At 62.0% G+C, this 9,529-nt stretch carries 12 protein-coding genes; 4 read left to right on the forward strand and 8 right to left on the reverse strand.

What is annotated here, in order from left to right; all coding sequences use genetic code 11:
- Window positions 1-89 precede the first annotated feature (89 nt).
- Entirely contained in the window at window positions 90-446 is a 357-nt protein-coding gene (locus HMPREF1136_RS01720; protein WP_009647592.1) for a hypothetical protein, read from the forward strand.
- Between the two features lie 2 nt (window positions 447-448).
- A complete protein-coding gene (locus HMPREF1136_RS01725) occupies window positions 449-2,104 on the forward strand; it encodes a hypothetical protein (RefSeq protein ID WP_009647580.1) in 1,656 nt (551 codons plus the stop codon).
- A gap of 26 nt (window positions 2,105-2,130) precedes the next feature.
- Here the strand turns inward: HMPREF1136_RS01725 and HMPREF1136_RS01730 are convergent, their stop codons facing one another.
- Window positions 2,131-2,517 (reverse strand): phage holin family protein, encoded by a 387-nt coding sequence (locus tag HMPREF1136_RS01730; RefSeq protein ID WP_009647594.1) that lies wholly within the window; start codon window positions 2,515-2,517, stop codon window positions 2,131-2,133.
- Window positions 2,518-2,582: 65 nt separating this feature from the next.
- Here HMPREF1136_RS01730 and HMPREF1136_RS01735 point away from each other — a divergent pair, with 65 nt between their 5' ends.
- Window positions 2,583-3,647: a histidinol-phosphate transaminase gene (locus HMPREF1136_RS01735; RefSeq protein ID WP_009647572.1), complete on the forward strand. Its 1,065-nt coding sequence runs from the start codon at window positions 2,583-2,585 to the stop codon at window positions 3,645-3,647.
- Window positions 3,648-3,710: 63 nt separating this feature from the next.
- On the opposite strand, the gene HMPREF1136_RS01740 is transcribed toward HMPREF1136_RS01735, so the two are convergent.
- Entirely contained in the window at window positions 3,711-4,493 is a 783-nt protein-coding gene (locus tag HMPREF1136_RS01740; protein WP_009647562.1) for a YwiC-like family protein, read from the reverse strand.
- 222 nt (window positions 4,494-4,715) lie between these two features.
- Between HMPREF1136_RS01740 and HMPREF1136_RS01745 the strand changes: the two genes are divergently transcribed.
- Window positions 4,716-5,696, forward strand: a complete 981-nt coding sequence (locus HMPREF1136_RS01745) for a bile acid:sodium symporter family protein (RefSeq protein WP_009647593.1) — start codon at window positions 4,716-4,718, stop codon at window positions 5,694-5,696.
- 143 nt (window positions 5,697-5,839) lie between these two features.
- On the opposite strand, the gene HMPREF1136_RS01750 is transcribed toward HMPREF1136_RS01745, so the two are convergent.
- From HMPREF1136_RS01750 to HMPREF1136_RS01775, 6 genes are all read right to left on the reverse strand, one after another.
- Window positions 5,840-6,337: a hypothetical protein gene (locus HMPREF1136_RS01750; protein ID WP_009647586.1), complete on the reverse strand. Its 498-nt coding sequence runs from the start codon at window positions 6,335-6,337 to the stop codon at window positions 5,840-5,842.
- Window positions 6,338-6,543: 206 nt separating this feature from the next.
- Window positions 6,544-6,966, reverse strand: a complete 423-nt coding sequence (locus HMPREF1136_RS01755; protein WP_232204150.1) for a hypothetical protein — start codon at window positions 6,964-6,966, stop codon at window positions 6,544-6,546.
- A gap of 190 nt (window positions 6,967-7,156) precedes the next feature.
- Window positions 7,157-7,570, reverse strand: a complete 414-nt coding sequence (locus HMPREF1136_RS01760; RefSeq protein ID WP_009647591.1) for a hypothetical protein — start codon at window positions 7,568-7,570, stop codon at window positions 7,157-7,159.
- A 138-nt stretch (window positions 7,571-7,708) separates the two neighbouring features.
- Window positions 7,709-8,110: a hypothetical protein gene (locus tag HMPREF1136_RS01765; RefSeq protein ID WP_009647570.1), complete on the reverse strand. Its 402-nt coding sequence runs from the start codon at window positions 8,108-8,110 to the stop codon at window positions 7,709-7,711.
- A 161-nt stretch (window positions 8,111-8,271) separates the two neighbouring features.
- Complete coding sequence (locus HMPREF1136_RS01770; RefSeq protein ID WP_009647581.1) at window positions 8,272-8,682, reverse strand: hypothetical protein; 411 nt, start codon at window positions 8,680-8,682, stop codon at window positions 8,272-8,274.
- Between the two features lie 146 nt (window positions 8,683-8,828).
- Window positions 8,829-9,230, reverse strand: coding sequence for a hypothetical protein (locus tag HMPREF1136_RS01775; RefSeq protein ID WP_009647590.1), 402 nt, complete (start codon window positions 9,228-9,230; stop codon window positions 8,829-8,831).
- Between the last annotated feature and the right edge of the window lie 299 nt (window positions 9,231-9,529).

Consider the following 9,529-nt stretch of genomic DNA (forward strand, 5'->3'; position numbering starts at 1 on the left):
ACAGGGCTGCCCGTGCGGGTAGAACCAGCCACGGCCTCGGGCGTAGCGTCCATCCTGTAACAACACCGCTTCCGCTGAAGGGAGTTCCCATGCCTATCGATACAGCCGCCGTTTCCGTGTCCCTTAACAGCGCCTACGCCCTCGTCGATGCTCTGCGATGCGCGCTCACGGGGTCCTCCTGCTCGCAGTGGACGGGCACGGGAGGCGATTCCTACCGCTTGCGTAAAAACGAGGTCGTGGCTCAGGCCCAGGGAGTCCTCGACGATATTCAGGCGGCGCTGGACGCCGTTCCCACCCTTGAAGCAAACGCCACCGCATTCCTCGCGAGCACCGTTGTCACAGTGGCGAACGGATGCAACACGGCAGTAGCCCTCGCAGACTTCTACGGCACCGTCCTGACTTCTGCCGCAGCCGCGGTCAGTGGCGACGTGCTAGGGAGGCGGTAACCGTGGCCTTTGACCCTCATCGTCACGTCACGGTTGCCTCCGGTGCTTTCAGTGTTGACGTGAACGAACTGAACGCCGCGCACGCGGCGCTGACCTACGAGAAGCTACTCGCAATCGGACCATCCAAAGCCGCGCTCACCTGCGCACAGTTGGAAGTCGACCTGGCCCCTTTCGATACAAACAGCGTCACCAGCGCGATCACCACCGCCCTGAGTTCCCTGGATGACCTGGGTGCCGCTGTCGATGATCTCCTGTGGAAGCTGCGTGATGCTGCACTGACCTACGACGACGCAAATAGTTTCGCCTCCCTGTGGGAGGTCGTTCCCGGCAGCGCGTCCGGTCCGCAGTTCAGCCTCCTCGGACTCGCCAGATTCGAGGCGACGGGTGGCTTCGCGGGCGCGCTGTGGAGCGCCGGTTTCCACCTGTGTCAGGACGCCGCGGCTCGACTGGGGGTTCCAGGGTTGGCGACTGTGGTCATGCCGCTTCCGGCGATGGCAACCTACTGCAGGGACCTGATGAACACCGGGATCGACGGTCTGGAGTTTTGGAAGCATGAGGATGAGATGTCAGGCGTACAGTTTCAGCGCGACCTCGGCCGTTTCGCGTTGGACGTCAATTCCTTGCCTGTGCATCGGGACGTCGCGCGTATTCTGGAAGGACTTGGGGTGAGTCAGGACCTCAACTCCACGTCGACGGCCTCGGCCTCGGGCTTGGCGGCGCTGACGGTGCTGGGACTTACTGCTTGCGGACTAGGGAGCGGACCGAGCTACGGGGTCGCAATCAAGGCAGCCGACGGACATACGCGCGTCCACGCTGGCGGGATCGGACTGTGGCTATGGCCCGATAGGTTTCAAGAACGAAAGGCCACGACGCTGGCATCGATGCCGGACGCTGCACCTGACATCCACTACGAGGGCGCTGCCACCAGCGCCGACGTCATCGAACACATCATCGACATGCACGGGGGAGACGCCGACAACGGCGAGATCGCCATCGAGGAACACGTGACACTGGGAGAGGATGGAACCCAGACACGCTCATGGACCATCGACATCCGTGGCACGCAGTCCTTCGGCGCTGGGGAGAAAGGCCCGCAGGACATGCTCACCAACTTTCAAGGCGTGGGCGGCATGGCTTCCGACCAGCTCTACGCCATCCAGAAGGCGATGGACGACGCGGGCATCGCGCCGGGCGAAGCCGTCGAATTCGCCGGACACTCCCAAGGCGGCATCATGGCCGCCCAACTCGCCGCAAACCCGAACGTACGCTCCCGCTACAACGTCGTCTCAGTCGTCACCGCCGGATCCCCAACGGCCACCATCGCCCCCGCCGACGTACCCGTCCTGTCCTACGAGAACTCCGGCGACATCGTCCCCGGCCTCGACGGCTACGCCACACAGGGGGATAACGTCACCACCGTCATGTTCCGCGACTACGAAGCCACGTGCGACATCTCCGACCCCGTCCCGTGCTCACACTCCGCCTCCGTCTACGTCGACGAGATCAGGAGTTCCCTGAGCGCAGCCACGGCCTCGTCCGACCCGGGCCTTGGCGCACTCGCGGTCGCCGAGGCCCGCCGCACCCACGCGCTCGGCCTCACCGAGCGCACCCAGACCACGATCCACCACTACCAAACGAGGCGCATCACCGACAAGTGATGCGCCTCGAGAAAGGGGAAGCCAGCTCAGTCGCGGGTGTCCTTCTTGTCATGCAGGACCCCCGACACGACGGAGGCCACCACCGACGTGATGACCGCACCTGTCAGGCAGGACAAGAAGCCACCCGTCGTCATAGGAATGCCCAGCGACGTGGACAGCCAGCCCGTCAGCGCGAAGAGCAACGAGTTGGTCACCAGTGCAAACAGGCCGAAGGTGAGGAGGTACAGAGGGAAGGCCAGCGTCTTGACGACGGGCTTAATGATCGAGTTCACCAGCGTGAACACGAAAGCGATGACGGCGAGGGCGATCACGGTTTCTGATGCCGTCGTCGACGTGATGGAGATAGACGGAACCAGGAGGGTCGTGACCCACAGTCCGGCCATCGTGGCAACAAGTCGAGCAATGAAATCCATCTGCTCATTCTTGCGCAGTGGGACGTTGCTTGCACGGCACACCCCCATGGGATAGGACTACACACATGAGCAACCTGCGCTTTCGGCCCGCCGTCCTCTCCCTACCTCGCTACAAGCCCAGCAAGTCCGCGCCCGACGCCGTCAAAATCTCATCCAACGAGATGCCGACCCCGCCCAGCCCGGCCGTGCTGGAAGCGATCGCCCGCGAGCTCCAGACGATCAACCGTTACCCCGACCTGACCGCCGCGCCCCTGCGCGAAGCCCTCGGGAACCGCTTCGGCGTGGGTGCGGACCAGGTGTGTGTCGGTACCGGCTCCTCGGCGATCCTCGTCGCTGCGCTGTCCGCCGTGTGCCAGCCGGGCACCCAGGTCGTCTTCCCGTGGCGCTCCTTCGAGTCCTACCCGATCGCCGTCCCGACCGTGGGGGCCGACCCCGTTCCCGTGCCACTCCTCCCGGATGGCAGCCACGACCTCGTCGCCATGCGCGAGGCCATCACGGATGACACTGTCGCGCTCATCCTCTGTTCTCCCAACAACCCGACCGGCCCCGCCCTCACCTACGAGGAGATCGCCTCCTTCGTCGCTGATGCCCCCGACGACGTCATGATCATCGTCGACGAGGCCTACATCGATTTTGCGACCAAACCCGGCGTGCGCACCGCGGTCCCGCTCATCGAGACCCACCCCAACGTTGTTGTCATGCGGACCTTCTCTAAGGCACACGCCCTGGCTGGCGTACGCGTCGGCTACGCTATCGGCGATGCCGAGGTCATCGGCGCGATTCAGTCCCTCCTCGTGCCCTTCGGCGTCAACTCCCTCGCGCTCGCCGCTGCCCTGGCCTCGCTCGCAGACGCAGAGGGTGTTCAGCGCGCGGTCGCCGACATCGTCGCTGAACGCGAACGTATCGTTCCCGCCCTGCGCGACCTCGGATACGACATCCCCGACACGCAGTCGAACTTCTACCTGCTGCGCGGAAGCGTCTACGGCCTCGTCGACGAATGCGCCCGCGTCGGCCTCATCGTGCGTCCCTTCCGCGAAGGCGTGCGTGTCTCCGTGGGCAGCCGCGAGCAGAATGACCTCTTCTATTCGGTAGCCGCCGAGTTCGCGCGCACCCACGGAATCAGCGCGTAGGTACCTGTTAACGCGTGGGCGCGCCCGATCAGTCGGACACGCCCACGCGGCAGGCGGATGCGGTTATGGGATCAGCAGCACCACGAACAGCAGAGCCGACCAAGCGATCTCGGTGAAGCCGATCAACCTGGGGGAGAGGGGACGCTTTCGGGTGCGGCTCAGCGTCGGCATCACCCACGCGCGCGCCGTCAGGCACACCCACACGAGGGCGGGCCAGATCGATAGCGCGCCGAACCACCACGCTGCGGTCACGCCGAGCGTGCAACAAGCGTGAAACAGTGTCGCCCCCATCGCCCAGCGCGGGTCCTTGCGGCCGCGGATCATCGAGCGCACCAGCGGCACCGTGCCAACATAGTGCAGCGTGAACACCGTGCACGCTGCCCACGCGTGCGGGGTCACCGCCGCCGGCGAGCCATCTGCTGTCGCCAGTGCGAAAGCGACGGGACCCATGATGCCGCCCGCCAGGATCGAGGCCGCGCGGGCACCCAGGGAGCGCTCGCGCCCCTTCCACACGAGGAAAAGCGCGGACGAGGCCAAGGGAGCGAACACGATTGCCCACCACAGTAGCTGCGGGCGCATCGCCAGGAGGGTGATGCCGGGGATCGCTGCGAGGACGCTGTAGGTCAGGATCGCGGGCACGATGCGACCGCGGCGCTTCGTAGGGGTCTTGACCCACAGACACACGGCCGAGAACATCTGGAACGCCATTGCCCACGCCACCAGCATGAGGACGACCATCCATACGAAGGTCAGGGACAGTGCCCATCCGAGCAGCGGTGGGAGGGCCATCATCGTCCATGCGCCGTGCTGGTCGGAGATCCAGCCCTTGCGCTGTAATTCGCGCATGCGGGGATTCTTATGGTGTCGCGTTTTTGGGCGGCTGTGGGAATGCCTGCACGTATCGTCCGGGGACGTCTGCTGGGGGTGAGCGGGGGCGGAGTCAGTCGTTGGCGCGACACTGTGCATAGCCTTAGTTTAGTGAAGTGGCCTTGTGAGTCTCAATACTGAACTGATCACAACGTGAGACGCGGAAGGGAAAAATTCAACAATCGGTGAAATATGGGTGGCATGTCCACATCAGATACAGTCACCACTCAGTCTCCTTCGCTTTCCTCCGAAGATCGCAGCGCGCGCATCGCCGTGACGGTCTTCCCGCTGCTGATCCTGGCAGCATTCGCGATCGCCATGGTCACTCCCGCGACCTTCAAGCCGCTGGCCCCCGGCGTCAGCTGGGCACTGGGCGTCATCATGTTCGGCATGGGCCTGACCCTGACGATTCCCGACTTTGGACTCATCGTGAAGCGTCCTCTACCCGTGCTCGTGGGTGTTGTCGCCCAGTACCTGATCATGCCCCTCGTCGGCTGGATCCTGTGCTACGTGTTCCGCCTACCCGACGCGGTCGCGGTCGGCGTGATCCTCGTCGGCTGCGCGCCCGGTGGTACGGCCTCGAACGTGATCTCCTATCTGGCGAAAGCGGACGTCGCGCTGTCGGTCACCATGACCTCGATTTCGACTCTGCTCGCGCCCCTCATGACGCCGCTGCTCACCGCCTGGCTGGTCGGCTCGCGTATGCCGGTGGATGGCGCAGCGATGGCGCAGAACATCCTGCTGATGGTCCTCGCTCCCGTGCTTGGAGGCTTTATCGTTCGCTTCGTCGCGGGCCAGCTCGTGGAGAAGATCCTGCCGCTCCTGCCCTGGATCTCGGTGTTGGGCATCTGCTACGTGCTGCTCGTCGTGTCGGGGTCGGTCGACAAGATCCTGACGTCTGGTGCCCTCATCATCGCGGTGGTCATCTGCCACAACCTGCTGGGCTACCTCTTCGGCTACCTGGCTGGACGCGTCGGAGGCGGCTCCGATAAGGCTGCGCGCACGACCGCGATCGAGGTCGGTATGCAGAATTCCGCGCTGGCCGCGACGCTGGCGAAGACCCACTTCGCCGCCACCCCAGAAACTGCGCTCCCGGCGGCCGTCTTCTCCGTCTGGCACAACCTGTCTGGTGCACTACTGGCGACGTTCTTCCGTCGCTGGAAGAACGGTGGTCAGGCCTGAAGTGACGAGGCCTGGGTGCCCGCGGGCACTCATGCCGCGCGGATGGGTGGGGTTGGCGCGTAGATACAGCCCACGCAGATAGAGAAAGAGGGACGACCCTGCGGGTCGTCCCTCTTTCTCTTGCTGACTATGCCAGTGGCACATCAGTTACTGGTCGACATAAGTCCGCACGTGGCGAAGAGTTCATTCTGGTGGGTGCTCACGTCGTTGACCGCCTGCGTGTATTCGTTCAGTCCGGACCCGTTCGTGGTGGAGATGGCGGCGGCCTTCTCGCCAGCGTTGCGCCAGTCAGCAGTGACCTGGTCGACAGACTTCTTGATGTCCTCGTTGGAGATCTTCTCGGATGCCGTCGCGTAGGCGTCCGCAATCGAGTCGAACGCGTTCTTGATGCTGGCGGGGTCAGTGCCCATCTCTGAAGTAGCGCTCGTCACGGTTTCGCTGGCGTCTGCCATCGCCTTTTCGATTTCCTTGCAAGCGTCTTCCTTGGACTGGTTGCCAGCAGGGGCAGTGTTCTGGGTGGCAGTGGAGCTGGACTCCGACGAGGGGGTGGCGGACGAGGAGTTAGCCTTCTCGCCACCGCACGCGGCCAGGCTGAGCGGCATCAGGGTGATAAGCATGGCGGCTGCGATGCGCTGTTTCATGGGTTCTCCTTTGAAAGCATGGAAGGATACGCTAAAAGTCTAGCCGGGTGGTTAAAGTTGGGCAAAACTCCCTGTGTGAAGGGCGGTCTTCCCCTATGCTCCGCGTCTCTTTGCTTGGAAAGGCATGCGTTTACGCCTGGGAAAAGATGGGTGGGGTGACCATGAAGGCCGCCCCACCCGGTATCGCATGCATGGTTAGTGACGGGTCACTGTCCGGTGCCCCAGTCGAAGCCGCAGAGGTCGTTCAGCGCCTTTCCATGGTTTGACATGTCTGTCATGAGGTCAGGGCCACCCGTCGAAGCGCCGGGCGACTTCGTAGCGTCGCGAAGCTTCTCAAGGTCTTCAATAAGAGGGGTGAAGGCAGCCTTGACCTTCTTATTGGTGATCTTCTTGTTGGCTTTCTTGTAGGTCTTGATGATCTGGTCCAAACTGTCCCGGATGTCGTCAGGGGAAGTGCCCTTGATCTTGGCGCTTTTGTTGGCGCTGACAGCTGCCTTCTGGATATGTTTGCAAGCGGCTTCCTTGGATTGGGCACCGCAGGCGGCCAAGCCGAAGGGGAAAACGAGGATGAGGGCAGCGGCGATGAGGCGACGCTTCATGCTGGCTCCTTTGAGAGCGTTGATGGACATAGTGGAAGTGTAGGGGAGTGGTCCCGGCGATGTACAACTCGCCACATGGCGAGCGGGTAACCGACGAGGTATGGGTGCGGTACGAGGCCTGTGTGGCGTAGGTTGTCATGGTCAGATTTTTCATGGCGCGAGGAAAAGCATGCCTCGGGTTGTCCCTCCCGATAGACTCAACGGAGTCGTCATTGGCGCATCAGCTTCCAATGTTCCATCCGAAGCCGCACAGATCGCTGAGTTTCTTCCCGTGATTCTCCATGTCTGTCATGGCACTGTCGAACTCGCTGGAAGAGAACGTGGTATCGCCGTCGTCATAGAGTTTGATGATCCTCTCCATGTCAGCGATGAAGCTCTGAAAAACAGGCTTAACCTTCTTGTTCTTGACCTTCTTTGAGGCCTTTTTGTAGGTAGAGGTCAGGTCAGCCATCCGGTCCCTGAGGACCTTCGGATCTCTGCTGGTGGTCTGCCCGTTCTTTTGTGCCTGCTCGCTGGCGCTAGCCGCAGCATTGTCGATCTCATGACAGGCGGCTGCCTTGGATTGAGAGCCGCAGGCGGCCATGCCGAAGGGGAAAACGAGGACGAGGGCGGCAGCAATGAGGCGACGCTTCATGGGAATTCCTAAAGGGTGGGTCGATGGTCTCGCGGCAGAGGGGCAATATCGATGACCGCGACAGTGACGCTGGTGGTGGACGGGGAGGGCACCCGGTTGGGCGTCCCTCCCCGCATGGCTGATGGTGTCAGCGAAGTATCACTTGCCGGAATCCCACTTGAAACCGCAAATGTCGTTCAGCTCCTGGCCATGGGTGGAGATGTCCTGCAGGACCTGAAAGTCTTCCGTAGACACGTCGGAGCTGTCCTTGTCCGCGAGGTCGCGGAACTTCTCGAGGTCGGCGATGAGGTTCTTGAAGGCGGGCTTAACCTTCTTGTTGGTGACCTTCTTGGCGGCCTTCTTGTAGATCTTGAGAGCCTTATCCAGGTTCTCCTTGATATCTTTTCCGTCGCTATTGGAGTCGAGATTAATCTCAGAGCTGGCGGTAGTCGCAGCCTTCTGGATCTGCTTGCAGGCGGCTTCCTTGGACTGGGCGCCACAGGCGGCCATACCGAAGGGGAAAACGAGGACGAGGGCAGCGGCGACGAGACGGCGCTTCATGGGAATGCTCCTAGTGCATTGATGATGGGTACGGTGAAAGTCTATCGTCTGAAAAAAATCTGTGGGATGGTTACTGGGTGATCCATGGCACCACTCTGCGAGACGTTGCTCAAGGGGCTGCTCGGTGGGGTTCTCCAGACGAGCCGCTTACCAGCGTTGGGTTACCTGTCCCACGTGAAGCCACAGAGGTTGTTCAGTGCCTCCCCGTGGGTGTCCATGTTGTCCTGAATGGACTCATAATCGGGTGACGCGCTCGCGTTTTCATCGGTATTCAACAGGTTAACCAGCTTGTCGAGGTCGTCGAGGACGTCCTTAAAAGCAGTCTTCACGTCCTTGTTGGTGACCTTCTTTGCGGATTCCTTGTAGATGCCAGTCATCTTTGCGAGGAAATCGGCGTACTCCTGCTGGCTATTCATCGAGGAGATGTCCACCGACTCTGATTCCTTGAGGACCGCATCGCGCGCGGTCGCGATCTCCTTGCAGGCGTCAGCCGTGGACTGGGTGGATCCGCAGGCAGCCATGCCAAGTGGAAGCATGAGGATCAGGGCGGTGGCGGCGAGACGACGCTTCATGAAATCTCCTGGATGTGTCGATGGCGTACAGCGACATGCTAATGCCTGTAAGAAGTACGTGGGAAGTCGTGTATGAGTGACTGGCGGGGGAGGGGCAACCCACCCCGGGTTGCCCCTCCTGGCTTGGTGTGCGCGTCAGCAACTGCTCACCAGTCCAAGGTGAACCCGCAGAGATTCTTCAGCACCTGTCCGTGGTTGTCGATGTCTTCCTCATTCTGCTCGTATTCCGGCGAGGTGGTGGGAGTGTCGTCCCTGAGGAATTCAACGGACTTGTCGAGGTCCTTGAGGACATCGTTGAAAGCAGCCTTGACTTCCTTGTTGCTGACCTTCTTACCGGCGTCCCTGTACATGTCCAGCAGCTTCTTCAGATGATCTGGAACTTCGCTGAAGGGCATGTCCAGAATCGAGTGTTCGGCCGAGTACTGGTGAACGGAGGTACGTGCCGTCGCGATTTCCTTGCAGGCGTCAGCCGTGGACTGGGACCCGCAGGCAGCCATGCTAAGCGGGAAGATGAGGGCGAGAGCGGCGGCAGTAAGACGACGCTTCATGGGTGCTCCTAGATGTCGTAAGAATGGATGCACTGAAAGTTTATGACGTGAAAAAGATTTGTGATGCACGCCTCTACATTGTGGACATGGCTGCTGCGTACGTGCGGGCCTTGGCGACCGTGCTGCTGATGGGTAGGGTCGCCGTTCTCGATCGTTACCGCGCAGTGCCGGTGGCCCTTCTCTGTGCTCAAGGGCGTCGGCCCGCCTCCCCAGCTGCTTTCTGCACCCGAGGGCGTCGGCCCGCCCGCTCGCCGTCCGCGCCGCGAGCCTTCGGCTCGGCGCGTCGGCTCGAAGCCCGG

It is taken from the genome of Actinomyces sp. ICM47, assembly GCF_000278725.1.
Lineage (GTDB): Bacteria > Actinomycetota > Actinomycetes > Actinomycetales > Actinomycetaceae > Pauljensenia.

What these genes read in the sequence shown, in the direction of transcription:
- HMPREF1136_RS01720 (WP_009647592.1), top strand. Translation starts at nt 90, where the DNA reads ATGCCTATCGATACAGCCGCCGTTTCCGTGTCCCTTAACAGCGCCTAC.
- HMPREF1136_RS01730 (WP_009647594.1), bottom strand. Translation starts at nt 2,517, where the DNA reads ATGGATTTCATTGCTCGACTTGTTGCCACGATGGCCGGACTGTGGGTC.
- HMPREF1136_RS01735 (WP_009647572.1), top strand. Translation starts at nt 2,583, where the DNA reads ATGAGCAACCTGCGCTTTCGGCCCGCCGTCCTCTCCCTACCTCGCTAC.
- HMPREF1136_RS01740 (WP_009647562.1), bottom strand. Translation starts at nt 4,493, where the DNA reads ATGCGCGAATTACAGCGCAAGGGCTGGATCTCCGACCAGCACGGCGCA.
- HMPREF1136_RS01745 (WP_009647593.1), top strand. Translation starts at nt 4,716, where the DNA reads ATGTCCACATCAGATACAGTCACCACTCAGTCTCCTTCGCTTTCCTCC.
- HMPREF1136_RS01750 (WP_009647586.1), bottom strand. Translation starts at nt 6,337, where the DNA reads ATGAAACAGCGCATCGCAGCCGCCATGCTTATCACCCTGATGCCGCTC.
- HMPREF1136_RS01755 (WP_232204150.1), bottom strand. Translation starts at nt 6,966, where the DNA reads ATGTCCATCAACGCTCTCAAAGGAGCCAGCATGAAGCGTCGCCTCATC.
- HMPREF1136_RS01760 (WP_009647591.1), bottom strand. Translation starts at nt 7,570, where the DNA reads ATGAAGCGTCGCCTCATTGCTGCCGCCCTCGTCCTCGTTTTCCCCTTC.
- HMPREF1136_RS01765 (WP_009647570.1), bottom strand. Translation starts at nt 8,110, where the DNA reads ATGAAGCGCCGTCTCGTCGCCGCTGCCCTCGTCCTCGTTTTCCCCTTC.
- HMPREF1136_RS01770 (WP_009647581.1), bottom strand. Translation starts at nt 8,682, where the DNA reads ATGAAGCGTCGTCTCGCCGCCACCGCCCTGATCCTCATGCTTCCACTT.
- HMPREF1136_RS01775 (WP_009647590.1), bottom strand. Translation starts at nt 9,230, where the DNA reads ATGAAGCGTCGTCTTACTGCCGCCGCTCTCGCCCTCATCTTCCCGCTT.